23 protein-coding genes and 2 tRNA genes are annotated in these 25492 nt (G+C 61.7%); 8 read left to right on the plus strand and 17 right to left on the minus strand.

Going from position 1 to position 25492, the window contains the following annotated elements:
* Window positions 1-50: 50 nt before the first annotated feature.
* From BJ994_RS18565 to BJ994_RS08990, 6 genes are read right to left on the minus strand one after another with little or no spacing between them, the layout of a single operon-like run.
* Window positions 51-512, minus strand: a complete 462-nt coding sequence (locus BJ994_RS18565) for a RidA family protein (RefSeq protein ID WP_167993459.1) — start codon at window positions 510-512, stop codon at window positions 51-53.
* Between the two features lie 24 nt (window positions 513-536).
* On the minus strand, window positions 537-1517 hold the full coding sequence (locus tag BJ994_RS08970) for an N-carbamoyl-D-amino-acid hydrolase (RefSeq protein WP_167993461.1): 981 nt from the start codon (window positions 1515-1517) through the stop codon (window positions 537-539).
* Between the two features lie 23 nt (window positions 1518-1540).
* The gene (locus BJ994_RS08975) at window positions 1541-2818 is read right to left on the minus strand and encodes a type III PLP-dependent enzyme domain-containing protein (protein ID WP_342450332.1); all 1278 of its coding nucleotides are present in this window, start codon (window positions 2816-2818) and stop codon (window positions 1541-1543) included.
* Between the two features lie 28 nt (window positions 2819-2846).
* Window positions 2847-4445 (minus strand): N-acyl-D-amino-acid deacylase family protein, encoded by a 1599-nt coding sequence (locus BJ994_RS08980; RefSeq protein ID WP_167993463.1) that lies wholly within the window; start codon window positions 4443-4445, stop codon window positions 2847-2849.
* Between the two features lie 9 nt (window positions 4446-4454).
* Window positions 4455-5894, minus strand: coding sequence for a Na+/H+ antiporter NhaC family protein (locus BJ994_RS08985; RefSeq protein WP_167993465.1), 1440 nt, complete (start codon window positions 5892-5894; stop codon window positions 4455-4457).
* A gap of 34 nt (window positions 5895-5928) precedes the next feature.
* Entirely contained in the window at window positions 5929-7212 is a 1284-nt protein-coding gene (locus BJ994_RS08990) for an NAD(P)/FAD-dependent oxidoreductase (protein WP_167993467.1), read from the minus strand.
* A gap of 235 nt (window positions 7213-7447) precedes the next feature.
* Between BJ994_RS08990 and BJ994_RS08995 the strand changes: the two genes are divergently transcribed.
* The gene (locus BJ994_RS08995; protein WP_342450333.1) at window positions 7448-8056 is read left to right on the plus strand and encodes a response regulator; all 609 of its coding nucleotides are present in this window, start codon (window positions 7448-7450) and stop codon (window positions 8054-8056) included.
* A 166-nt stretch (window positions 8057-8222) separates the two neighbouring features.
* Here the strand turns inward: BJ994_RS08995 and BJ994_RS09000 are convergent.
* From BJ994_RS09000 to BJ994_RS09030, 7 genes are all read right to left on the minus strand, one after another.
* Window positions 8223-8295: transfer RNA gene (locus tag BJ994_RS09000), tRNA-Glu, on the minus strand.
* Between the two features lie 141 nt (window positions 8296-8436).
* Window positions 8437-8508, minus strand: a tRNA-Gln gene (locus tag BJ994_RS09005).
* Between the two features lie 67 nt (window positions 8509-8575).
* Window positions 8576-9289, minus strand: coding sequence for an HAD family hydrolase (locus BJ994_RS09010; RefSeq protein ID WP_167995947.1), 714 nt, complete (start codon window positions 9287-9289; stop codon window positions 8576-8578).
* A gap of 1 nt (window position 9290) precedes the next feature.
* Complete coding sequence (gene gltX / locus BJ994_RS09015; protein WP_167993471.1) at window positions 9291-10805, minus strand: glutamate--tRNA ligase; 1515 nt, start codon at window positions 10803-10805, stop codon at window positions 9291-9293.
* A 13-nt stretch (window positions 10806-10818) separates the two neighbouring features.
* Window positions 10819-11106: a hypothetical protein gene (locus BJ994_RS09020; RefSeq protein ID WP_167993472.1), complete on the minus strand. Its 288-nt coding sequence runs from the start codon at window positions 11104-11106 to the stop codon at window positions 10819-10821.
* An 8-nt stretch (window positions 11107-11114) separates the two neighbouring features.
* A complete protein-coding gene (locus BJ994_RS09025; RefSeq protein ID WP_167993474.1) occupies window positions 11115-11888 on the minus strand; it encodes a fumarylacetoacetate hydrolase family protein in 774 nt (257 codons plus the stop codon).
* 104 nt (window positions 11889-11992) lie between these two features.
* Window positions 11993-12148: a hypothetical protein gene (locus BJ994_RS09030; RefSeq protein WP_167993476.1), complete on the minus strand. Its 156-nt coding sequence runs from the start codon at window positions 12146-12148 to the stop codon at window positions 11993-11995.
* Between the two features lie 210 nt (window positions 12149-12358).
* On the opposite strand from BJ994_RS09030, the gene BJ994_RS09035 reads away from it, so the two are divergent.
* The gene (locus tag BJ994_RS09035; RefSeq protein WP_167993478.1) at window positions 12359-13390 is read left to right on the plus strand and encodes a hypothetical protein; all 1032 of its coding nucleotides are present in this window, start codon (window positions 12359-12361) and stop codon (window positions 13388-13390) included.
* Between the two features lie 92 nt (window positions 13391-13482).
* Here BJ994_RS09035 and BJ994_RS09040 read toward each other — a convergent pair whose 3' ends face one another.
* Complete coding sequence (locus BJ994_RS09040) at window positions 13483-13686, minus strand: hypothetical protein (RefSeq protein WP_167993479.1); 204 nt, start codon at window positions 13684-13686, stop codon at window positions 13483-13485.
* Between the two features lie 241 nt (window positions 13687-13927).
* On the opposite strand from BJ994_RS09040, the gene BJ994_RS09045 reads away from it, so the two are divergent.
* Window positions 13928-14971: a hypothetical protein gene (locus BJ994_RS09045; RefSeq protein WP_167993480.1), complete on the plus strand. Its 1044-nt coding sequence runs from the start codon at window positions 13928-13930 to the stop codon at window positions 14969-14971.
* Between the two features lie 10 nt (window positions 14972-14981).
* Here BJ994_RS09045 and BJ994_RS09050 read toward each other — a convergent pair whose 3' ends face one another.
* Window positions 14982-16538 carry a chitinase gene (locus BJ994_RS09050; protein ID WP_167993481.1) on the minus strand — a complete coding sequence of 519 codons (1557 nt, stop codon included), beginning with the start codon at window positions 16536-16538 and terminating at the stop codon, window positions 14982-14984.
* A 240-nt stretch (window positions 16539-16778) separates the two neighbouring features.
* Between BJ994_RS09050 and BJ994_RS09055 the strand changes: the two genes are divergently transcribed.
* The 3 genes from BJ994_RS09055 to BJ994_RS09065 all read left to right on the plus strand — a co-directional run bounded on the left by BJ994_RS09055 (window position 16779) and on the right by BJ994_RS09065 (window position 21112).
* Window positions 16779-19103, plus strand: coding sequence for a glycosyltransferase family 2 protein (locus BJ994_RS09055; RefSeq protein WP_167993482.1), 2325 nt, complete (start codon window positions 16779-16781; stop codon window positions 19101-19103).
* 61 nt (window positions 19104-19164) lie between these two features.
* Window positions 19165-19566, plus strand: coding sequence for a DUF7793 family protein (locus tag BJ994_RS09060; RefSeq protein WP_167993483.1), 402 nt, complete (start codon window positions 19165-19167; stop codon window positions 19564-19566).
* The gene (locus BJ994_RS09065) at window positions 19556-21112 is read left to right on the plus strand and encodes a putative bifunctional diguanylate cyclase/phosphodiesterase (protein ID WP_167993484.1); all 1557 of its coding nucleotides are present in this window, start codon (window positions 19556-19558) and stop codon (window positions 21110-21112) included. The genes BJ994_RS09060 and BJ994_RS09065 overlap by 11 nt, the downstream gene beginning before the upstream one ends.
* A 65-nt stretch (window positions 21113-21177) precedes the next feature.
* Here BJ994_RS09065 and BJ994_RS09070 read toward each other — a convergent pair whose 3' ends face one another.
* Complete coding sequence (locus BJ994_RS09070; protein ID WP_167993486.1) at window positions 21178-22284, minus strand: branched-chain amino acid aminotransferase; 1107 nt, start codon at window positions 22282-22284, stop codon at window positions 21178-21180.
* Window positions 22285-22342: 58 nt separating this feature from the next.
* On the minus strand, window positions 22343-23398 hold the full coding sequence (locus tag BJ994_RS09075; RefSeq protein ID WP_167993488.1) for a 3-isopropylmalate dehydrogenase: 1056 nt from the start codon (window positions 23396-23398) through the stop codon (window positions 22343-22345).
* A 129-nt stretch (window positions 23399-23527) separates the two neighbouring features.
* Here BJ994_RS09075 and BJ994_RS09080 point away from each other — a divergent pair, with 129 nt between their 5' ends.
* Window positions 23528-24712: a sensor histidine kinase gene (locus BJ994_RS09080; RefSeq protein WP_167993491.1), complete on the plus strand. Its 1185-nt coding sequence runs from the start codon at window positions 23528-23530 to the stop codon at window positions 24710-24712.
* Window positions 24713-25405: a response regulator gene (locus tag BJ994_RS09085; RefSeq protein WP_209066733.1), complete on the plus strand. Its 693-nt coding sequence runs from the start codon at window positions 24713-24715 to the stop codon at window positions 25403-25405.
* Window positions 25406-25492: the final 87 nt, after the last annotated feature.

A 25492-nucleotide genomic window follows, 5' to 3' on the forward strand; every position in this document is an offset into this window, starting at 1 on the left:
GAGATGAGGCCGGGCGAAAGGCGATTTAGACGGGCGTCACTCGGACGCCCTCATGAGCCCGCTCTAGGGTTTTCGCCAATCACCGTTCGTGCTGTAGCCGTTAACTGTATTTCGACCGGTGATCCACCGGGCAAGGAAGAAACGCCAATAGCCACTCGCGCTCCAAGTATTTGCGAGCCCAGACGGTCTCGAAGATACTCCGAAGCAGCGTCCGCAACTTGAGAATGTGATTCGAAACCTTCAACGCAGGCAAGATATACCGTCGTCTGGACCACGCGAAGGATTGTCCTACGGCCTTCCGGCGACGCTTCGATCGCGTCCACGGCATTCTTCGAGGCGATTCGAGCCGCTGCCTTGGCCTCTTCCATGTCTACTCCGCCGCCAATTAGACCTTTGTACTGAAGAACTCCACTTTCTCTGGCGGTCATACCAGCAGAGTAAACCAGATCTGCATGACTACTGGAGGGCTCGTAGAGTCCCTGGGCGGGCGGCGGGACCATGGGATCATTCATTTCACAAAATCCTTTTCGGTTAGTTCAGACTGGACCAATTTGCTCCGGCGCGATGAACTCCTCGGGAGGGCTTTCAGGAGCTCCCCTGCCGGTGCGGTCCACAATCAGTTGATAGTGCTCAGGTCGGCGGTGCTCGTCAAAATTAAAAATGTGTTCTTTGAGATAGTCACCAAGACTCAGATCGATCACAGCGTTGATTACCTCGTCCTCTTGCGTATGCGCCTTGGCTACAACTTCTCCAGTTGGCGCTACTATGGCAGATCCACCAATCAGACGGTATCCATCCTCAGAACCGCTCTTAGCTGCCGCAGCGACCCATACTGAATTCTGATAGGCGCCAGCTTGAATGGAAAGCAGGTTGTGAAACATTTTAAGATGGGGTTCCTCGACCGCATTTTGGTTCATTGCAGGGGTGTTGTAGCCGAAAAGAATCAGGTCGGCACTCTGTAGAGCCATGACGCGATAGGTTTCCGCCCAACGACGATCGTTGCACAAGCCCATTCCTATCTTTGCACCCATTAGCTCCGAAACACCGAACCCGAGGTCACCGACCTGAAAGTACCGCTTCTCTAAATGTTGAAATTCTCGGTCCTGCCGATACTCACTGTGTCCGGGGAGGTGGATCTTTCTGTATTTGCCAATGATCGAACCAGCCTTGTTGACGATGATGGAAGAGTTGAATCGCCTCCCCTCGGCGGTCAGCTCGGCATAACCGAGGTAAAATCCAATGCCATGCTTGCGAGCGGCCTCGAACAGCGGGGCCACCCTTTCGTTGGGCATCTCGCTTTCGAAATACTTATCCATCTCAGCTATTTCCGGAACCCAGTATCTGGGAAAAAATGTTGTAAGGGCTAGTTCCGGGTAAAGCACAAAATCGCAGCTACGGGCCTTCGCCTCTTCCATCATTTCGATAAGCCTGCTAACCACCGTGTCCTTCTCATCAGCGAGGTTAACTGGTCCCATCTGCGCGACCGCCAGATTGATCGATCTATTTGGGCGTATCATTCTTGTTCCTTTCCCACCAGGTGCTAAAAAAACAACTGCACAAGGTCGACAACTTCCGGGTCGCCCTGATCTGCGTCGTCGATTACTGGCACCAGGCGCCACTTGTCGAACGCCGTACAAGGATGCGAAAGCCCGAGTCTGACCACCGAACCGATGGGAAGGCTCTCGCCTTTCATGAATCCGTGCTGGTCATTCAATTTCAGGATTTGGTTGGATGAGATGTCCGCAACTGGTCCCTCACGGTGCTTATTCAGCAGGACTTGCGGATTCGGCATATCGAAGTCATGAGGCAAATCCCGTTTGCCGGCATCGAAAATGCATAGATCCTTCTCCGGGTTGGACAGAATCCGTGTCCAACCGTGTATCGCTGCTTTGAGAGTCTGGGTAGCGCCGGGTTGCTCGAGAGGAGAGATCTCGGCATAGTGTCCGCTGTCGTGTGTGAGATAGGCGCCAGAGCGCAGCAGTACTGTCGTTGGTGTGCCGAAGTCCCCCGATGGATCGGCCTCCGGCGCGCAATGCGCAGCGACGAGATCGAAGAATGCGCTGCCTCCGACGGTGAGAAGCGCGGAAGACCGGTATAAGCCTTCCTCGTTCAGACGTCTGTGCAAGCCGCAAAGTGCCTCCAGGTAGGCGCTGACCCGAGCCAAGCCGGCCGGGGTGCGATCACGGGACAGAACGCCTTCGTAGCCGCCCACTCCGGCTAATTGCAGCCCGGGAGCTTTATCGATTGCAAGCGCCAGTTCATAGGCCGCTGCTGTTGTGCGCGCTCCGGTTCGGCCTTCCGAGGCGCCTAGCTCGACGATGACATTCAGCGGGCGATCAGTGTGCGCGGCGCTGAAGACCGTCGACATCAGTTCGAGCTGCTCTATCTGATCGGCCCAGCAGTAAAAGTCAAAGCTGGCATCGCGGAGGAACTCACCGGCTACCCACTCCAGGCCGACTGGATCGATGAGCTGGTTGGCCATCAAAATGCGGTTGATCCCGACGGATCGGGCAAATTGCACCTGCCAGATGGTTGCCAGGGTAATGCCCCAAGCGCCGGCCTTCAGCTGTTCCTTCCACAGTTGCGGAGCCATAGTGGTCTTTCCGTGCGGTGCAAGCTGCACCCCTGACTCCTTGCACCAAAACATCATCGACTTAAGATTGTGGTCAAGTGCCTTCCGGTCAAGCGTCAATACTGGGGTTTGAAAACTTGACAGTCTAGGGCGGGTCTTCAGGAATTCCTCTGCTGTCATGTCCCAGGCCTGGGGCGGGAAGGACTTGAATGCCGGCCCAAGCAGAATATTGTTTTGATCATTCACTGGATGTTTCCTTCGGCGTTGCTGGGGGTCATGTCGAGGTCGAGAGCACTTGGCCAGCCCCCGCAGACATCGACGTGTAATCCCTAAGCGCGAATCGCCCTCCCACGAGAACGTGGGCGACCCCTTCGCTCAGTTGCCACGGTTGGTCATAGGTCGACTTGTCGACGATCGATGTCGGGTCGAAAACGGTGAGGTCTGCGACAAGCCCGACGCTGATGCGCCCGCGATCGTGAAGACCCCCGCGGGATGCCGGAAGCGACGTCATTTTGCGCACCGCCTCTTCTAGAGACAGCACGCCTCGTTCTCGTACGTAGTGACCCAGGACTCTCGTGAAGGTGCCGAAGCTGCGCGGATGAGGTTTCCCGTCGCCGTCCGGCGTCATGATCCAGCCGTCGCTGGCTACCGACACGTGGGGGTCGCGCAGCGCGGCCTCCACATCAGAATCGGCCATCGCATGGTTGATGATCGCGACTGCGGCGTCATGGTCAGCCAGTACGTTTATGGCCGCCTCATGCGCGCTGGTGTCATATCGACCTGCGATTTCAGTTAGCGAGTGCCCAATCCACTCAGAGTATTTCCCCGGTGGCAGGTCGGCTAGAACAATCCCGGCCGGGTCGATTTCACCGTCAAACCTTATTGCGAGTTCGGCGCTAATCCGTTGCCGCTGGTCCTGGTTCGCAAGACGCTGCAGCAAGCCGTGGCTGCCCCCGTCGAGGGCCCATCCCGGTAGGCGCGAGCTGAGCGACGTGCTGGATGCTGTGTAAGGGTAGACGTCGGCCGTAACATCGATGCCGTCTGCGCGGGCATCAGACATCATCTGCAGCGCCTCTTCGACCTTGCCGTGATTGCGTGGACCCATGGCTTTGATGTGGGAAACCTCGAGCCGGACTCCGGTCAATCGCGCGACAGCAATAGCCTCCGCCACGGACTCAAGCAGGCTGTCGGTTTCATTTCGCATGTGGGTTGAGTACAGCAACCCGCATTCTGCCGCAACGCGCGCAAGAGCTTCGACTTCGGCGGTGGCCGCGAACGAACCGGGAGCGTAAATCAGTCCAGTTGAGAAACCGTGAACGCCCGCTCCAGCAGCTTGGCGCAGCAAATCGCACATCCGCTCCAACTCCTCCGGGTTAGGGGCGCGATCAGCATTTAACTTCGCTGCGATTCTCAGTGCTCCGTGTCCAACTTGGAGGGCCGCATTGACTGCTGGACTGCTGCGCTGCAGGACCTCCGTGAAGCCGGCGGCATCAGTCCATGACCAGTCGAGCTCGGGCCGTAAAAATGAGGTGGCAGCCTGAATAGCGGCTAGATCGCTCACTGGAAACGGCGACGTTCCGCAGTTACCTGTCAGCAGTGTCGTTACCCCCTGCGTGAGCTGGGTAATTGCCTCCGGACTGGAAGCAAGAGAAAAGTCTGCATGTGAGTGCAGATCAATGAAGCCTGGACAGAGAACCTGTCCCTGCACGTCAATGGTCTCAGCTCCCGTCAGGGCAGCAGATCCACCAATCTGAGGATGAATTTCCGCGATCAGTCCATTTCGGATGCCGACAGATCCGGCCATGGGCGCCCCACCCGTGCCGTCGAGGATATGCGCATTATTGATTGCAATGTCGAAGCGGGTCTCGGACATTGTTGCCTCCTATCGCGTTTGGAAGAACAGGATGGCGCCGTACATGATGCATGCAGGCACTAGCAACATCCATCCGGTGATCAGCATGTTCTTGAGGTTTGTAGACCGGGCTAGGCCCATCACTCCGATCATGTTGGCGTTGGGAAAGGGCCCGTAGGTATCGGCTTTTGAGGCGAACAGCAAAATCACGACCCATGAGGCTGCGGTAATACCGAGGGTTGCGCCGATGCCGCCGAAGACTTCGTCCAGCAGTACAACCTGCGCCGCCGTCGCACCCGGCACACCGACCCAGCCCAGCAGGGCAATAAGAATGGCAAAGACGAATGGGGAACTATTGGACAAGGCGCCGCCGTAGTTCTCCAGGATGACGTCAAATGGTGCAAGTAGATCGATCACCAGGAACAGGGCAGCGAGTAACCAGAACAGCATGAAGATGCTGATCAATTTGGTTGCTCCGCGGTACATGAAATTTACAGTGTCAGCGATCGAGAGACGGGCTGCAATAGCAGTCACGATTCCGATAGTGGGCAATGCCAGCAAAGGAAAGCTCGTTCCGGCAGCAGTCAGCACAGCGTAGCCAACACTTACCAGTAGCACGAGCGCGAATACGATGGTTGTTCGTCCTGCATGGGCCGGAAGCACGACTTCTTCGCCGCCGAACTCGTCAGCATCATAGTAGTCGTCCTTATTCGCAGTGCGATTTTGGATCCAGCGCACGATGAACGGGCCAAGGGCCAGGGAAAGCAGCGCGAGCGGGCCGCCTCCGAACAACACGTACTGAAGGTAAGTCACATCTGCGGCTCCCATGATGACTACGTTTGAACCCGCGAAAGGAGCCATAGCCAGGCCGGCACCGCCACCGATAAAGAGCATGGAAGCCGTCGCCGACTTGGTGAATCCGAGCCGGGCGGTAATCGGCAGCAAGATGGGTGCGGCGATGGCGATCGCACCGGCGAGAGTGCCGAGGCTTGCAACCAGGATTCCGCACGCGAGCATGACTCCGAAGGTAACGGCCATCATGTTGCGTTCACCGACGGCGCGCATCACGCCTTTTACGATCGTGCTCGCAACTCCAGTTTCTTTGAGTATTTCGCCGACGCCGGCACCGAGCATGATGATCAAGCCGATGGTGGTGATGAATTCGCCGAGGGAATCGCCCAGCAGGGCACCCACTTCGACGGGAGCGGGCTGCAGGATCAGCAGACCCGAGAGAAGCGCGATGACCGTGGCCACAACGATGTCCATACTCAGCAATGCCAGAACCGCGTACAGCGCGATGGGGAGTAGCCCCCATAGCGACGGTGTGGAGGTTGTGAATCCAACGATCAGGGCAGTGATAAGCCCGACCGCTGACAAGATCGCAAGTAGCCGGTTGCGGCCCGGCGAAAGCTTCACTTCATAGGCATTTCCCTCCTGCAGTTTGTTGGTGGTCGATTCATCGTGAAGCATGGCGGCCTCTTTCGTATTGGGAATGAGCAAGTAGTTAGTGCAGATTTGAGGTGAAACGTCTGTGTCTGCCGAAACGATCTGGTGAGAATGCGGCTTCATGCAGGCTCGGTGCTGCCTCGAGGATCCCCTGGGCGATAAGTTCACCGGTTACTGGAGCGAGCACGAGCCCCCACATTCCGTGGCCCGCGGCCACGACGAGATTTGGTCGCGTGGTGCTGCGGCCCAGAGATGGAACTCCATCGGCCGTGCAGGGTCGCTGGCCGGCCCATGTCTGCAGAGTCCTTCGGAATTTCAGTTCCGGCAGGCCCCGGTGGCCAGCGTCGCGGATCGCTTGAATCCGGCGCGCGCTCATAGCCTCCGGATCGCTGCCGAGTTCCAAGGTTCCGCAGAGTCGAAGGCGGTCCGAGTACGGAGTTGCGACGACCTTCAACTCTTTAAACGAGAGAGGAATTTGCGGGCTCGGACCATCCGGTGCCAGGTCGACGACGTAGCCCTTCGCGCCGGCCATTGGCATTCTGATTCCGACTCCCCTGCACAGCTTCTCGGATCCCAGCCCCGCCGCTACAACGTATGTGTCAGCGGTGAATCGTCCGTTGTTGGTGTCTGCCGCAGCTATACGTCCGCCGGCAAGTGGAAGCTGGTGGACCTGTGTGTTCCAGAAAACTCGGGCACCGAACTGTTCTGCTGCTTCCAACGTGGCTCGAACGAAGTCTTGGCTTCCGCATTGAGCCTCCTGGGGCCTGTAAATGGCTCCGGCCACTTCACCAAGCATCGGTTCGAGCTTGCGTGCTTGCACAGCAGAAAGAATTTCTTCGGTTGCAGGGCTGGCTGGTCGGGAGCGCAGTACGCCAGTGGTTTGGTGAAAATGCTTCTCCGTGAGAAAGACATCCAGGGATCCGCTCTTGCGAAAGCCGGTGGGCAAGCCTGCCATGGCGTACTCTTCGTGCAGCTGCAGACTACGTGTCGCCAGTTCCCTCATCCGAGCAGTCAGCGCCTGGACGCGCCGCGGACTAGCCGAGGCAACCAAGCGCGCGAACCACGGGACAAGCCGGGGTGTCGGGCGCACGTAGAACGGACTGCCAGGCGAAAACATGTAACGTATCCCAGCCGCGACGTTCGCTGGCGTGGCCAGCGGCTCTACGTGACTCGGAGCGAGCAGCCCCGCGTTGGCGTACGAACATCCGTTGCCGATGTTTTTTCCCCCGTCGAGCACGATGACTGAAGCGCCACGCTTTGAGAGCTCATAGGCGATGCTGGCACCGACTGCCCCAGCCCCGATGATGACGACGTCGGCGCTGTTGCCGGCGCATGTGTTCATTACATTCCTCGTTCCGTGCGACATGACTGAAAGCGCTTCGAGTTGATGTGTTCCAACTCACACTCCGACGTTAGATCGATCGGACGCTCGCACAGATCCGCCTTGAAGGATGATTTTTGCTGCCATCCTGGCCAGATCGGCCTTAATGTACGCTGAGTGCGCGATAGTAGAGCCCGGTAATCACGAGCTTGACTGTTTCAGCGGACGTGAACAATGACGTCGAGAGAGGACGGGCGTGGCAGGGCGAATTAGAATATTGCTCGTTGAGGATCACCCCGTGGTTCGTCTCGGGCTCCGAACCGCCATCTGCGCGCAACCAGACATGGAGGTCGTTGCTGAAGCAGATTCGGCCGAACAAGCGCTGGCCAAGCAGAAAGAGCACGTTCCTCAGTTGGTCATCATTCCGCTACGACTCGGAGGGGAACTTAGAGGCATCGAACTTTGCCGAGAGGTGAAGAGCGTTCCCGATGCACCGTTTGTGCTTGTTTACACGTCTTATAACTCCAAGGAAGACTCTTCTTCGTCTTACCTCTCGGGAGCTGATAGTTATCTGCACAAGGGCGAAGACACTGGACGTTTGCTGGATAGCATCAGGGCAACAAGTACCGGTCGCAGGGTCTGGCGGCTCGGAACCGAAGCGAGTGACCAGATGGCAAGATTGGAGCAGGCTGTCGAAAACTCTCATCTCACACGGAGGGAACGCGAGGTGCTCGGATTTATGTTGCAACGGTTCACCAACGCGCAGATCGCAGATGAGTTGTTCGTCGAACTGCCGACAGTGAAAACACACGTAAGCAATATTTTGCACAAGTTAGGTCTGCGCAGCAGGCAGGAGTTGTTCTGAAGCCACGGCGCTCCACCTGTACGAAAACCTCGCGGCCCCTACTGGACAAAAAGCACGCGAGCCCGAGCTGGATAGCTCCCGAGTTGGATAGCTGCAGAGCGACGTTCCCGCCGCTTAACGTTAAAAACGTTCCGCCCCAACCGCAGTGGTTGAGGCGGAACTTTTGTGACCCCAGCGGGATTCGAACCCGCGTTACCGCCGTGAGAGGGCAGCGTACTAGGCCGCTATACGATGGGGCCAGTACTTTGTGTTTGCCGGTTTCCCGCCAAACGAGCTAGATAATTCTTTCACATCCGACGCTGTGCGCCAAACTGAAACCGACCAAATTTATCCGAACCATCTACCTACACGGTCCGCATAAACTGTGCTGATTTGCAGCGCTGGGGTACCAGGACTCGAACCTAGAATGTTGGTACCAGAAACCAGTGTGTTGCCAATTACACCATACCCCAATGGCACTTTTCGGAGGTTTTCCCGTGCTTTGCAGCAGGCCAATCCCGTCCGCGCCGAGATAAAACTTTACCGGATTTCCTGCAAGAACTGCAAAACGTGCGCAAGCGAGGTGATGCGCCGCCCCTTGAACTCTTCAACACCGGTGTGCAACCCCCGGTCCAGCCAGATCCCCACGAGCCCGGCCGCATCCGCACCCTCTGCATCGATGGCGGGATTGTCCCCGACGTAGAGCGTTCCGGACGGGCTTGTGCCGAGCCTGCGGGCGCCTTCGAGGTAGATGGCTGGATCCGGCTTCGCGACGCCAACCGCGTCAATTCCAACAAGCGCCGCCACCCGCTCCAGCCCGGCCTTGTCCAGCTTGGCGCGCTGATAGTCGTGCACGTTGTTACTGACGGCGCCGTAGGGGATGCCTGCCTCGTCCAGCGCGTCCAGGAGGGGGACGACGTCGTCGTACGGTTTAAAATGCAGCGGCAGGATCGCCTCGTAGGCGGTATTCCACCGGTGTGCTGATTCGCCTTCCAACGGTTCGGTGACGAAGGACGCCTGGGCATGCCGGGCCCGTCGGACGCGCTGCTCGGTGAAGCTGAGTTCTCCAGCGAGGTACTGGTTGTAGTAGCCGTGCGGATCCCGGGTGTAGAGCCGCTTGTACTCGGCCCACTCGGCAACGCTTAGATGCGCGAGGGTTTCCGCACCGATATGGTGCAGGGTGCGGCCCATGGCGGTTTCGAGGTCCACGAGGGTGTCATCGATGTCGAACAGGACGCCCTCGACCGCGTGCATGTCACTCACTACGGAGCGCCCGGACCCGTGCAAGCGACGAGTCCTTGCCGAGGATCACCATGGACTCAAACAGGGGCGGTGAGATCTTCCGGCCCGAGACCGCGGTCCGCACGGGACCGAAGGCCACGCGGGGCTTCATTCCGAGCTCTTCGACGAGAGCATGACGCAGCGCGGCCTGGATGTTCTCTGCCGTCCACTCCTCCACAGCTTCGAGGGCCTTGAGTGCAGCCTCCAACACCTCCGCGTAGTTGGCGGGCAGACCCTTCCGGGCGTCCTCGGCAACGGTGATCTCTGCATCGGACCTGAACAGGAAACCGAGCATCTCCGGCGCCTCGCCGAGCAGCGTGATGCGTTCCTGGATAAGCGGCGCAGCGTCGGTGAGGATCTGCAGTTCGCTGGTGCCGAGCGTCTGCCCAAGCAATCCCGCCGACTGGAGGTACGGAACCAACCGCATCCTGAAATCTTCCGGATCCAGCAGACGCACGTGGGAACCGTTGATCGCCTCAGCCTTCTTCACGTCGAAGCGCGCGGGATTGGCCAGCACATCATGGATGTCGAACTTCTCGACGAGTTCATCGACAGTGAAAATGTCTTCATCCGCACTCAGTGACCAGCCCAGGAGCGAGAGGTAGTTCAGCAGCCCCTCACGGATGAATCCGCGTTCCCGATGCAGGAAAAGGTTTGACTCGGGATCACGTTTGGACAGCTTCTTGTTGCCCTGTCCCATCACGTACGGTAGGTGCCCGAACAAGGGCATGTACCGGGCCACCCCAATGTCAATCAGCGCGCGGTACAGGGCCACCTGCCTGGGGGTCGAGGAGAGCAGATCCTCGCCGCGCAGCACATGCGTGATGCCCATGAGGGCGTCGTCCACCGGATTCACCAGCGTGTACAGCGGTGCACCGTTTGCCCGCACGACGGCGAAATCCGGAACACTGCCGGCGGCGAAGGTGATCTCCCCGCGGACGAGGTCATTGAAGGTGATGTCCTCATCCGGCATGCGGAGGCGGAGCACGGGCTGGCGTCCCTCGGCAGCGTAGGACGCCTTCTGCTCATCAGTGAGGTTGCGATCGAAATTGTCGTAGCCAAGCTTTACGTCACGGCCTGAGGCACGATGCCGCTCCTCCACCTCATCCGGTGTGGAGTAGGACTCATACAGGTGACCTGCCGCCACCAGCTTGGCGATGACGTCCTGATAGATCTCGCCGCGCTGGGACTGCCGGTAAGGACCGTGCGGTCCGCCTACCTCGACGCCTTCGTCCCAGTCGATGCCAAGCCACTTCAGCCCATCGAGCAACTGCTGGTAGCTCTCTTCACTGTCCCGGGCGGCGTCAGTATCCTCGATCCGGAAAACCATGGTTCCGCCGGTGTGCCGGGCATAGGCCCAGTTGAAGAGCGCAGTGCGGATGAGACCAACGTGCGGCACGCCGGTCGGCGACGGGCAGAAGCGCACCCGAACCGGGGTTTCGGCAGTGACGGTGGGGAGATCGGCAAGAGGGAGATCAGCAGTAGTCATGATGGATCCCAGTCTACTGTCCAGCCGTCAGCGCCCATCCGCCGAACGCAACCGCCGCCACGGCCGCGCCCACCACCGTCGTCGTTCGAAGTGAGGTGTGTGGGCGGAAATAACGCAGTCCGAAGGCCGCTATAGCCCCGAACCCCGCAGCCGCCAGCGCGGACACGAGGACCTGCGGTCCATCGAGGATGCGCACGGAACGGGCTGCAACCAGCAATCCTCCGCATACTGCCGCAGCGAGGAGCCATTCACGACGACGGCGCCAACCACGCCGTGGTGGGAGGAGCCGTGAGCGCACCACGTTGCAGCTCAGCGCCGCGCGGGGTTGGACAGGCGGCCGATCCCTTCGATCTCAACCTCGTATCGCTGGCCGTCGCTGATCAGCCCCACGCCAGCCGGCGTACCGGTCAGGATGAGGTCACCCGGCAGAAGGGTGAAGGCCTGGGAGACATAAGCCACGAGTTCACGGACGCCCCAGATCATCTGGTCCGTGGAGCCGTCCTGCCGCAGTTCACCGTCGAGCCAGCCGCGCACCGCGAGATTCTCCGTGTCGAGTTCCGTCTCGATCCACGGGCCGATCGGGCAGGAGGTGTCAAAGCCCTTGGCGCGCGCCCACTGGTTGTCCGCCTTCTGGATGTCGCGGGCAGTGAGGTCATTGGCGCAGGTGTAACCGAACACGACATCGTCAACCCGCTCCAGCGGAACGTCCTTGCAGATTCGGCCGATGACCACAGCCAGTTCCGACTCATAGGAAATCTCCTCCGAGAACGATGGGAGAACAATCGGGTCACCCGGCCCGATCACCGACGTATTCGGTTTAAGGAACATCAACGGTGCCGGCGGGACCTCATTACCCAGCTCCCTGGCGTGCTCTGCGTAGTTCCGCCCGATGCCGATGACCTTGCTGCGGGGAATAACGGGGGCAAGCAGCCGGACATCCTCCAGCTTGTGCCGTACGCCAGTGGCCTGGATGCCGCCGTAGAAAGGATCGCCGCTGATGACAGCGAGTTCCTCTTCCCCGTCGGGTCCCTCCACCACACCGAACGCAGGGTCATCATTGAGAACAAACCGGGCTATACGCATTTCCCTAGGCTAGTACACGGCCGGCAACCGCATGCGGAAACACGAAGGGCCGCCCGGAAGCGCACCTGCGTTTCCGGACGGCCCTGGTGGTGACTGAAGACTGGTTAGTTCGGCCAGTTATCGATCATGATGCTGTAGGTGGTTCCGCCGCCCGTCGGGGCATACGTGGCCGGAGCCTTACCTTCCTTTGCGACGGCGGCCGAGCCGCCTCCGACGACAAGTGCAGCGGTGACTAGCAGTACTGCCGAGAGCTTCTTCATAGCAGATTCCCCATTTCTCTAGGAGTGCGCAGGATCACATTCGCTGCGGTTGACTCAGTATACGATTCAATAGGAAAAAGCAACACCCCTTAGTATCTCGGCTTTTCACACTGTTTAGTGGGTCGCTTTCCGCATAAACTCGGGGAAGTTGCGCATGTCGCGTGATCATCGCCGGATTGAAGGCGTGTCAGGAATGATGGAGGGACCATAGTGGCAGCAGCACGGCGGTCGGGTGATCTGGTGATGCATGAGCTGCGCGCCCGCGAAGCCTGGAGCCAGCGGGATTACAGTGCGGCACGCAACATCGCCGGCATCGCTGTCACACTTGCGGACGAGGCGGAGGACCATCACGCGTGGTGGAATATGACTTTCCTGCAAGCCGAGTGCTTCAGGGAGGAAGGCAACCTCGAAGCCGCACTTTCGACCGCTCGCGAACTTGGAAAACTCGGTATCACTTCCGAGTCCGATGCCTTGGGGGCACGCGTCCACACCCTCACGGCAATTTGTCTCCAGGGTCTAGGGCATTTGGATGCAGCTGTACAGGCTGCGGAAGCCGCGGTCCAACGCGCCGCCCGGGTGAATGGTGCCCCGGAGCTGCAGATCGATGCGCACCGAGCACTGATCGCCGCGCAGGCGGAAAGCGACCGGCTTGACGACGCCTGGACCACCTGCCTGGGCCTCTCCACCCTCATTACCTCGGCCATTCACGCCCAGACGGCGGGTAAGGCGTACTGGGTGATCGGCAACGTCGCGTTCATGAGGCATCAGGTGGACGACGGCACCCGTTTCCACCGCATGGCAGCCGAACAACTGTCGCCGAACAATGATCTTGAACTGTGGGCCCACTTCAACCGGGCTTCGGCGGCCCTGCGCCTCACCGCCGGGGTGGTGGATGCAGAAACACTCGAATGCATCGAGCGTGCGGAGGTCGCAAGCAGCATTGTTGGCGGAACAGAACGGGATCAGCTGCAGCTATCGCTTGCGCGGGCACACTGGCTCCTGCTGACCGGGCAGTTGAACGCAGCCATCGAGCGGCTCCGACCGATCTGCGCGGAAGGCTCAGTTCTCTCCAAGCAGACCGAGGGAGAAGCGAACCTCCTTCTCGGCCAGGCGCTGGTCGCGCGGGACGAGGAACTGGAAGCCCTCGCACACTTCGAAACCAGCGAACAGTGCTTCGAGCACGCCGGAGCCCACGACCGCGCGGCGCACGTGCGCGAAATCGTCGCAGGCATGCGGGCCTGAATCCGCAGGGGAAACGCCGTTAAAGAAGCTGACCGTGGAGAACAGGGTTTCTGTCCTCCACGGTCAGCTGATGGTTTACAAAGCCGTACCGATTAGTCCGGCCAGTTACCTACATTGGTGGAGTAGGTGTCTGGCCAGTTGCCGACCTTCGTGGTCGTGCTGCCGTCCGGCCAATTGCCGACCTTCGTGGTCGTGCTGCCGTCCGGCCAATTGCCCACCTTCGCGGCCTGAGCAGCCGTGCCGCCCCCAACCAGAAGCAGCGCAGTCAGCAACAGTGTTGCGGAGACTCTCTTCATGCTTGTTCCCTTAGTCATCTCGATGGACGCGGAAGACCGATTGCCTTCAACGTTGCACAGCCCCCTCAGTATATGGATCGCTCTCAAGTAACCCGGTACGCAAAGTCTCATCTTTTCCGCAGTTTTTTACGGCCGTTATGGAATCGGAGGGATTTTGCCCTCATTCTTATGTCGTTTGGATGCCCGAAGCTGACAGAATAAGTCCGGGGGCAACCACAAAAGCACCATCGAAGTGAGGGCCATGAATCAAGTCCAGGAACCCGGCGAGCACGTTTTCCTCGAACTTCGCGCCCGCGATGCCTGGTCCCAGCGCGACTACCAGTCGGCCCGCAGGATTGCGCGGGAGGCACAGGACGCCGCCGAGGCGGGCGGCGATGACAGCGCACGCTGGAATATGGCTTTCCTCCAGGCGGAGTGCCTGAAGAGAGATGGTGCTTTCCAGGATGCTCAGTTACTGGCTGAATCACTGCGGGAAGATTCGCTGACTCTGCGTTATCCTGATCTCGCCGCCCGCGTTTCTACCTTCCTCGCCGGAACGCTGCAGGGACAGGGCCATCTCGCCGAGGCGGCCCAGGAAGCTCGGCACGCAGTCGAGATGGCGAGCAGCGCCGCGGATTCCGCCGAACTTCACATTGGAGCCCAGCACGCGCTCATCGCTGCTCTCGCTGAAAGCGATCAAATCGACGACGCCTGGAGCGAATGCCTGCGACTAGCGGAACTCATCACCCCCGAAACCACCGCACAGACCGCTGGGAAAGCGTTCTGGGTGATTGGAAACGTCGCGTACCTTCGACGGGACTCCCAGAACGGGACGCTCTATCACCGGAAGGCTGCCGACAATCTATCTCCCTCCAACGACCTCGACCTATGGGCGCGATTCAACCGCGCGTCAGCGGCACTGCGTCTCGCCGGCGGCGTCGTCGAGCCCGAGACGCTTGAGTGCATCGAGCGGGCCGAGATGGCGGCGTCGATTGTGGGTGGAAGTGAGCGTGACAAGCTTGAACTGTCCCTGACACGCGCCCACTGGCTGTTCCTTACGGGGCAGTACGATGCCGCCGTCGAACGCCTTCGCCCAATCTGCCAAACGTCGGAACTGCTCGCCAGCCAGACGGCAGCCGAGGCGTACATGCTGCTGGGGCAGGCTCTGGCCCGCTCCGGCGATTCGCTCGAAGGGCTGTTCCAGCTGGAGAAGAGCCAGGAACTGTTTCGACAGTCAGGATCGCCGGACCGCGAGGCACACGTAGGGAATCTTATCGAGGACCTTCACCGCTCCGCAGACCTCTAACCGGAGAGGCTCACTGAAGTTCGTCGAGCAGTTCCTTCACCTCTTCGCTGGAGAACTTCCGCCACGGTGAGGAGTCGGAAGCCTGCAATGCGGCCTCCGGGCTGTCGCTGCGGTTCCACCACTTCGCCTCGAAGACATGGCCGTCGAAGAGGATCCGGTCGCCCTTCTCGTAGACCTTCTCTGCGTCCCAGCCCGGGTAGGTCTCAGGCGGGGCAGTCACCACCGGAAGGGGTTTCTCCCCCGGCAGCACCGGGCCGATCAGCGTCCAGGGAGTCTCCGCGGCCTGCAGAACCGGGTTGTCCGGAACGTCACCGCTGGTCCAGTACTTCGCCGCGTACACCTTCCCGCGCCACACCACCCGGTCCTCGGCAACGTAGGTGGCTTCCTCCGACCAGATGGGATACGGGCTGGTTTCCGGGTCATCAACGATCAGCTCCGGCGTCGCTTCCGGAGTTGTCGGCACCGAGTTCAGCGTTGCAGCGCGCCCCTCGAACCCCGCACCCAGCAGTTCGGCGAACAGCACGCCATCCTGCTCAATTCCGCTGCAGCTGTCCGAGACCAGTGAGACATCACCGTAGTTGTCGCTGCACGTGGCATCCCGGTTCAGGGACCACATGGACATGCGACCGACTCCGGTCTCAACGGCAAAAGCGTTGAAGGCAGCAGCGGCCTCCAGGTCGAAGACCTCCGCCGGAACGTCGTTCTGACCGATCATCGGTGTCAGGCCGATCTTCTTCCAGAGGGTCTGCGGACCGAGGCTGGTGCCTGCACGGTCGTAGAGCACGCCAAGCTGGGAGTGGGTGGCACGGGCCGCAGCGATGGAGGCATCGAGCTGGGACACGCCGGCTTCCCGGCTTCCGCCATAGTCCATGGTCATGATGTTGACGCCCGCAAGGTCCACGCCGTCGTCGAGCATCGCGGTCACTGCATCGGTGCCCCCGACGGTCAAGCCCGACGGCGCAACCGGAAGCGTCAACCACACGTTCAGGGGTTCGCCGTCGGCACGGCGCTCCTCCTGGAGCAGCGCTACGGCCTCGGCCCGGCGCGCGGCGGCCTCGGCGTCGGCAAGGTCCTCACCCTCGATGTCCAGGTCGATCGTGGTCAGGTCATAGCGCTCGACGACAGTCCGGTAGGCGGCGGCCAGCTGCCGGACATCGGTGCAGGTCCGGGCGAGCTCGTCATTGAGCAGTCCCCCGAATGACACTGCAACCTCACCTCCATCCTGGGTAAGGCGAGCGATCCGGCGATCAAGGTCCAGTTCAGTCTGTGCTTCGTCGAGAGAATAGGCGGCACCCCAGGATGGCGTGCAGCCCTCCTGCGGATCAGCCACGATGAATGACAGCACAACACTTCTGCCCTGCTCGGAGACAGGCTGCTCGAACGGGTACAGCGGCGTGGCGGTCGCATCGACGTAACCGGCGAACCAGGACCCGCCGCCGGCGGCAGCACGGACATCCTCGAAACGGTTCCACCCCACAACGGTGGACACAACCAGTGCACCGGTGATGGCAGCGACTATGGAAAGCCGGACCGGCGAAAGCCGGCGGCCGGGAAAACGTTTGGACATGGGTCCCCCAGGTACGAGACCGTTCGGATTCCGAACGGTGTGCCGTATCGTAACGCCCCTGATGACCCGGCACAAAATGGTGGTACTGTTTCGTCCGTCACACGCTGCAGCGCCGGGCCGTCACCTTGGTGCATTCACGTGAGACACGCCGTTCGAGCAGGACCGTCACCTGACCTGATTCGGCAATCACACACATCAGGGCCATCCGATGGGGAGGTCCTTCGAGCAGGTGGGGGGCGGATGCAACAGAATGTTTCCGTAACTGCTTCCGTGGATGCCGTTTCGGCGGAGTCCACCGGAGGAACGCGGCGTCGTCAGTGGGGATCGGAGAAGCGCTCGGAGCCGCTCTCCATAGTGCATCCCCAACCCTCGCGCCGAAAGATCGCGCTCGGCCGGTTGGGCATTGCGGTCACCGTGCTCGGGTGGACCGCCTACGTCATTTCCACCGTCCTGCGGGAGCTCTCCGAGAACCCTTCGGGTGACTTCAGGTTCCAGCTTGAAGCGGTGTTCTACCTGGTGGTCGTCACCTTCCTGACCTTCTCAGCCCTCATGTACCTCCTCGCGCGGCAGGGTGCGCTCTACCGCTTCCGGGACCACCGCAGGGTGCCGCGCGGCGAGCTGGACCGCCACTTCGCGGATTACACCCACGGCATCACCGTATTGGTGCCCTCCTACGCGGAAGAGCCCGCCGTTGTCAGGGCGACGCTGTGGTCTGCGGCGCTTCAGGAATTCCCCGACCTTCGGGTGACGCTCCTGCTTGACGATCCCCCGCACCCCACGGATCCGCTGATCCGGGCCCGGCTGGAGGCCACCCGCGCGCTGGCCGGTGATATCGAGCGTCAACTGCTCGAACCCGCTATGCGGTTCGAAGCCGCGCTGGCCGGCTTCCGTGAACGCCTCCAGACAGAGTCAACGCACGACGACGAACTCCCGCGCCTGATTGCTGAGTACGAAGCCGCAGCGGGCTGGCTGGAAACCATGGCCGAGAACGAGGCGGTGGCTGACCACGTCGATGAATTCTTCGTTGACCTGGTGCTGATGGGCCTCGCCCGCGAATTGCGCCTGAGCATTCTTGCCCTCAACGCCGCACTTGCGCAGGGGTCATCACCGGATTCGGACCGGATGACCGAGCTCTACGTGCGGCTTCAGCGGATCTTCACGGTGCGGGTGGATACCTTCGAGCGCAAGCTGTACGCGTCACTCTCGCACGAAGCCAACAAGGCGATGAACCTGAACGCGTACATCTCCCTCATGGGTGGCCGGTGGCGCAAGGAAAAGGCTGCTAACGGCGTCGTTCTCCGGCCTGCAACCGAGCCGCACGTCGACGACCTCGACATCCCGGACTCAACCTACCTGTTGACGCTCGACGCCGACTCCCTGCTCCTGCGCGACTACTGCCTTCGTCTTGTCCACCTTCTCGAGACACCCGGCAACGAGCGCGTCGCCGTCACCCAGACCCCGTACTCGTCCTTCCGCGGCGCGCCAACGCGGATCGAACGGGTGGCAGGGGCAACAACCGACATACAGCACATCCTTCATCAGGGAATGAGCTACTACGGCGCCACCTTCTGGGTTGGCGCCAACGCCGTCATCCGGAAGCGGGCAATCGAGGACATCGTCGAGGTGGAAAACGTTGGCGGCTTCGACATCAAGACCTATATCCAGGACCGGACCGTCATCGAGGACACCGAGTCGAGCGTGGACCTGGGTGCGCACGGATGGACGCTCGTCAACTACCCGGAGCGGCTCAGCTACAGCGCCACGCCGCCTGACTTCGGCTCGCTCGTGGTTCAACGGCGACGGTGGGCCAACGGCGGGCTGCTGATCCTGCCGAAACTGTGGAACCAGTTACGTGAACGAAGGCACCGGCGCGAACGGATCCTCTTCCGCGAAGTACTGCTGCGCGTCAACTACATGGCCTCCATCGCATGGGCGAGCTTCGGTCTGCTCTTCCTGCTCGCTTACCCCTACGACAGCCGCCTGCTCAGCCCACTGGTGTTCGTCGCCGCACTCCCCTACTTCCTCGCCATGGGCAGCGACCTGCGCGACTGCGGTCACCGCTTCAGCGACATCTTCCGCATCTACGGCTTCAACATCGTGCTCCTGCCCGTGAACCTCGCCGGAGTTCTCAAATCCATCCAGCAGGCGTTCACCGGGGAAAAAATCCCGTTCGTGCGCACGCCGAAGGTGAAGGACCGCACGGCTGCTCCCGCGCTCTACGTGGTGGTTCCATTCCTCATCGTCGCCTTCTCGCTGTTCACCGTCTGGCGCGATGTAGTGAGTGAAAATTGGGTCAACGCCGGTTTTGCGGCCCTGAACGCACTGCTCGCTTTCTACGCCATCCGCGCGTACATCGGCCTGAAGAACTCGCTTGTTGACACCGTGCTGGGCGTCCTGAACTGGCTGTACGTGGAGCCCAGGAAGCCCCGCCCGGAGATATCACCGGTGGTCCAGAAAGCCCCGGAGGAAGCTGATTGGGAAGCAATTCTCTACCACGGTGACCGGAGACTGAACCGCGACATGCGCGGAAGCAACGACCGCCGTCGTCGTATTTCTGTACGTTAGTTCCGTAGGACCAAACCGCGTCATACCCCCGGCGCACCAGGAAGGAAGGCGGACGGCCACCATGAATGCAGTCTCGCTGGAACACATTGAAAGTCCGGAAACGCCGGAGGAGCCCACCGGTAGCGACACGGATCCCATCACCCGGCTGGTCCTGCCGGAGGGCCAGCATATTTCGGGGGAGCTGGCGGAGGAATTCGCCCAGCGTGCGCGCGATGAAGCGGGCACTACGCTCCGGCCGGTTCTCCTGGTGATCAGCGGCGTCCTCAATTTCAGCAGAGAGGCCAGGGCGGTGTTCAGCAGCTCACGGTCCTCCTCGGCGATCGCCGTCCTGGGAGCCACGTCGGTGGACCGTGTCCTGGCCAACTTCCTCCTCGGCGGGGGGCCACCCCCCTGCCCCACCCGATACTTCTCCGACGAGGGCGCCGCCGTCGCGTGGCTGCTGGAGCACACGGATGACTCCTGAGGAAGGCGACCCGCGGCTGGCGATGCTGGTGGACGGCATAGTCCGGCTCTCCCGCGGGGACCTCAGCAGCCGGATGGAAACCTCACCGGCGCGGGACGACGTCGACGCCGTCATCACCGGTGTGAACCTGCTCGCCGAAGAGCTTGAACTGGTGTACCGCCAGTTCGAGAAGCGCGTGGAGAACCGCACAGCCATGCTGCACCAGGCGCACCTGGACATGAAGCGCATGGCGATGACGGATTCGCTGACCGGGCTCTCCAACCGCGTGGACCTGGTGGAGAAGATTGACCTCGCTCTCAGCGAGCATAAGGAGGGCGCTGCTCCCCCGGCCCTGCTGCTGCTGGACCTCGACTCGTTCAAGAACGTCAATGACCGCTTCGGACACGACGCCGGCGACGACGTTCTGCGTGAAGTCGCCGAACGGCTGCGCGGAGTGGTGCGAGCCACGGACACCGTTGCCCGGCTGGGCGGTGACGAGTTCGCCATCCTGGTCTCCGAAGCCACCATGGAGATTGCGCTGGGAGTCGCGAACCGCACCCTCGACGTCCTCGCCAAGAGCATCGACGTCGAAGAATTCAGCGTGTACTCCCGCGCCAGCATCGGCCTACGCCTGGCCAGCGCGGACCACACCGCCGAATCGCTGCTGCACGAGGCGGATACTGCGATGTACGCGGCGAAGAACGAGGGCCGCAGCACCATCAGGACCTTCGAGCCCGTGATGCTCTACGACAGGCAGCTGCGCACCCTGATGGCGGCCGAACTCCGCGACGCGATTGGTTCCGACCAGTTGTGCGTGCACTACCAGCCGGTCGTGAACCTACAGGACGGCGCCATCAACGGCGTCGAGGTCCTGGTGCGCTGGGAGCACCCAACCCGGGGAATGATCGCCCCGGACTCGTTCATACCCCTCGCCGAGGAAATCGGAGCCATTTCCGACCTTGACCGTTGGGTCATGGCCACGGCATTGCAGCAGTACGCCATCTGGCGTGCGGCCCTCGCCCTGCCGGAGCACTTCCAGATACGGGTGAACATCTCGGCCATCGAGCTGCGCCAGCTGGACATGGTGGATTTCGTGCGCGGCCTGCTGAAGCGGATGGCAGTTCCGCCCGAGTCCCTGGTCATCGAGATCACTGAGTCCGCCCTGGTGAGCGGAGGCGAAGTTGAGACGTACTCACTCCTCAGCCTCAAACAATTGGGCGTGTGCATCGAGATCGACGACTTCGGGACGGGCTACTCCTCCATCAGCTACCTTCGGCGCCTGCCGGTGGACATGGTGAAGGTGGACCGCTCCATCCTCCGCGAACCGGCCACAGGCTCCTGGCAACCGGACTTCGTGGCGGCTGTCTTTCAGCTGATCCGCGCAGCCGGGCTTGGCGCAGTGTTCGAAGGCATCGAAACCCGGGACCAGGCGGAATTCCTGCGCACACTGGGCAACGTCAGCGGGCAGGGATACTTCTTCAGCAAGCCGCTCCCCGAACCCGACATCACCGAACTGTTGCGTGCCGGCGGCTACCTCAGCACCAACCTGTCTGATCAGTACACCTAGCCCCTCACGCGCAAACCCGGCCTTCCCTTTCGGGAGAGGCCGGGCTTGTGTGCGTATCCGTTGTGCTAGACGAGGCGCGTCAGCCAACCATGCGGGTCTTCCACCGCGCCGGTCTGGATTCCCAGGAGCTGCTCGCGGATGGACATCGTGACCTCACCCGCGGAGGGATCGGGGGCGCTGATGACGTCGTCGCCGTCCTTCAGCTCACCAATGGGGGTGATGACTGCGGCGGTGCCGCACGCGAAAACCTCGGTGATCTCGCCGCTGCCAACGCCGTCCCGCCACTCATCGAGGGTGATGGTGCGTTCCTGGACGTTCAGTCCGCGGTCCTGTGCCAGCTGGATGATCGAGGAACGGGTGATGCCCTCGAGGATGGTTCCGCTCAATGACGGGGTAACCAGCGATCCGTCCTTGAACACGAAGAAGACGTTCATGCCGCCGAGTTCCTCGACGGCGTTGTTGTTGAACTGGTCCAGGAAGAGGACCTGCTTGCAGCCGTGTGCTTCTGCCTCGAGCTGGGCAGCGAGCGACGCCGCGTAGTTGCCGCCGCACTTCGCCGCACCCGTTCCGCCCCGGCCGGCACGCGCGTAGTTCCGTGAGACCCAGATGGAGACCGGAGCCAGTTCCCCGCCGAAGTAGTTTGCAGCCGGCGAGGCGATGACGCGGTAGGAAACCTCGCGGGCGGGCCGAACGCCGAGGAAGGCTTCCGTGGCGATCATGAAGGGGCGCAGGTAGAGGCTCTCACCGTCCCGGGTGGGAACCCATTCCTTGTCTGCGGCGACCAGCTGGCGGAGTGATTCAAGGAAGATCTCCTCCGGCAGCTGCGGGAGTGCCAACCGCGCGGCGGAGCGGTTAAGACGCGCCGCGTTGGCCTCCGGACGGAAGGTCCAGATCGAGTCATCCGCATGGCGGTATGCCTTCATGCCCTCGAAGATTTCCTGGCCGTAGTGCAACACTGCAGCTGCGGGATCCATGGCGATGGGGCCGTACGCCTCGAGCCGCGCATTACCCCAGCCGCCCTCACCCGAATCATCAACCGTGAAGTCCACCACGACGGTGTGGTCGGTGAAGTGGTTACCGAACCCCGGGTTTGCGAGAATCGCTTCGCGCTCCGCCTCCGTTCGAGGGCTGGCGGACGGGTGCTGGGCGAATTCCAGCTGGGTAGCTGTCATGGTTCCTCCACGCTGTCGGACAAAAATGTCGCTAGTCAGTTAATGCTTCCTAACCAGCTTAGGACACAGCGGCGGCAATAGCATCGCCAATCTCCGCGGTGGTTCGCGGCGTCGCTGACCGGGCAGCGACGTCGTTCTCCACCGCCTGCTCGATCTTCGCCGCCTGCTCGGCAAAGCCCATGTGATGCAGGAGGAGCGCCGCGGAGAGGATCGCGGCGGTCGGGTCTGCCTTCTGCTGCCCCGCTATGTCGGGGGCGGAGCCATGGACCGGCTCGAACATCGACGGCGCCGTGCGGTCCATGTTGATGTTGCCGGATGCCGCGAGCCCGATGCCGCCGGTCACTGCCGCAGCGAGGTCCGTGATGATGTCCCCGAACAGGTTGTCGGTGACGATCACGTCGAAGCGGGCAGGATCGGTGGCGAGGAAGATCATTGCGGCATCCACGTGCAGGTAGTCGTGGGTCACCTCCGGGAATTCGGCTGCAACGGCCTCGACGGTGCGCTTCCAGAGGTGGCCGGCATAGACCAGGACATTGTGCTTATGTACCAGCGTGAGCTTCTTGCGGGGACGCTCACTCGCGCGCCGGAAGGCATCGCGGACCACCCGTTCCACGCCGTGGGCGGTGTTGATGGAGACCTCGGTTGCGATCTCGTGCGGGGTACCCGTCCGCAGCGATCCTCCGTTGCCGACGTACGGTCCTTCGGTGCCCTCACGGACAACGATGAAGTCGATCTCGCCGGGATTGCCCAGCGGACTTGCCACTCCCTGGTAAAGCCTGGAAGGGCGCAGATTCACATAATGGTCAAGACTGAAGCGCAACTTGAGCAGCATTTCGCGCTCGATCAGTCCCGAGGGAATACGGGTGTCCCCAGGAGCCGCTCCGACTGCCCCGAAAAGAATGGCGTCATGGGCGCGCAGCTTCTCCAGCGTTTGGGCGGTAAGGGTCTCCCCCGTTGCCAGCCAGTGCTCCGCGCCAAGCTTGTACTCGGTCAGGTCCAGCTCGGCGTCGGCCGAAGCGGTGGCGCTCCGCAGCACCTTCACTGCTTCGGCGATCACCTCCGGACCAATGCCGTCGCCGGGGATAACTGCCACGTTGATACTCGATGAAGTCATGGGAATAGCGTAGGCAATCTTTCCGCATGATGGACAACCCGGTCCCACTTGTTGAGACAGGGTTGGGAAGGCACAACTCCACCCATGGACCGATGCTGAAGCCACGCGTGCGCCCTAGAGTTGGAAGCCATGGACACGCATCACCGGATAGCCTCCTGGCTGCGGGAAAGACAGGGCACCGTCGATCTCTCGCTCGCCGTTATCGCTTTCGTGGTGCTCGCGCTGCCCTACGTCCTGCTGTTCAGTCCTGTTGAGTTCGCGATCTCCACGGCCCTGGTGATACCGCTTGCCTGGAGGCGAAGCCGGACGGTGGCTGCGGCGTCGGTGGTTGCTGCCGTTTCGCTGGGTCAGCTGATCATCAATCACCCTCCGGTGCCGGCACAGCTCAGCGTCCTCGTCATGGTGTACGCCCTGGCTGCATACGCTCCGCGTTGGGCCGGCCTCGGTGGATTGGGACTGGCAGCCTTCGGCATGGTCGCCGGGATCACGCAATTCGGGTTCAACCAGACCCTCACCGGCTTCGCAGACCTGCCGCTGTACGCGCTCTACATGTTCTTTGCTCTCGCGGTGGTGCTGCTGTGCTGGACTTTTGGCGACCTGGCACGGAACCGCCGGCTCACCATTCAGGCACTCCAGGACCGCGCACGGCGCCTGGAGGTCGAGCGGCAGCAGGAACGGGACCTCGCCGCGGCGGATGAACGCAACCACATCGCCCGCGAGATGCACGACATCGTGGCGCATTCCCTGTCCGTCATGATTGCCCAGGCCGACGGCGCACGTTACGCCGGAGCCGCGGATCCCGCCGTCGCGACCTTCACGCTCGGCACCATTGCGGAGACCGGGCGGGCGTCGCTCCGTGAGATGCGCCGGCTGCTGGGCGTCCTACGGAACGACGACGACGCCCCCATCCGTCCCCTGCCCACCCTCGCGGACGTCCCTGAGCTGGTTGCAACCGTTCGCCGGGCCGGGCTGGACATCTCGGTCGCTTCCGAAGGAACACCGCGCAGGCCGCTTCCCGCCGGCGCTGAACTCACTGGGTACCGGGTGGTGCAGGAATCGCTTACCAACGTGCTCAAACATGCCGGACCGAAGGCCTCCGCATCGGCCCAGCTCGCCTGGACTGCGAGAGGCCTGGAAATCACCGTCGACGACGACGGCCGCGGCGCCGCCTCGGACAGCACCACCGCGGGTGCAGGGCAGGGAATTAAGGGCATGGCCGAGCGCCTGAAACTCTACGATGGAAGCCTGGCGGCCGCGCCCCTGAACGGCGGCGGCTTCCGGGTCCACGCTGTTATTCCCTACACGGAGGCCTGAATGAGTAGCCCGAATTCCCCCGCGCCCATCCGAGTGGGCCTCGTTGACGACCAGCAACTGGTCCGCAGCGGTTTTTCGATGCTCATCAACTCCCAGCCGGATCTGGAAGTCCGGTGCCAGGCCGGAACCGGCACAGAAGCGGTGGCCATGCTTGCTGCCACACCGGCCGACGTCGTACTCATGGATGTCCGGATGCCCGGAATGGACGGCATCGAGGCAACCCGGCGCATTCTTGAACAGGCGCAGGGTGCCGGTCCACGCATCATCGTGCTCACCACCTTCGACCTCGACGAGTACGCCCTTGCCGCCATCCAGGCCGGCGCCAGCGGTTTCCTGCTCAAGGATGCGCCGCCCGAAGAACTGCTGGAGGCCATCCGGACCGTGCACCGGGGAGACGCGGTCATTGCACCCTCGACCACCCGCAGGCTGCTGGACCATGTGGCTCCCCTGCTGCGGCAGCCGTCCGCCACCAATGAGGCGGCGACCACCGCCGTCGGAACCCTGACGGCACGCGAGCGCGAGGTGTTCACGCTGATTGCGCAGGGTCGCTCGAACACCGAGATTGCCGGCGACCTGTTCCTCTCGGAGGCGACCGTGAAGACCCACGTGGGGCACATCCTCGCCAAACTCGGCGCGAGGGACCGGGTGCAGGCGGTGGTCATGGCCTACGAGGCCGGCGTCGTTCGCCCCTGACCCATACCAAATCTCATCCCGCGGTAGGAGATCCCGGCCCTCAAGAACCTCCCGCCGGGCGATCCGCTGCCCCTGGGCACTTGCGTA

This window comes from Arthrobacter pigmenti (assembly GCF_011927905.1).
GTDB classification, from domain to species: domain Bacteria; phylum Actinomycetota; class Actinomycetes; order Actinomycetales; family Micrococcaceae; genus Arthrobacter_D; species Arthrobacter_D pigmenti.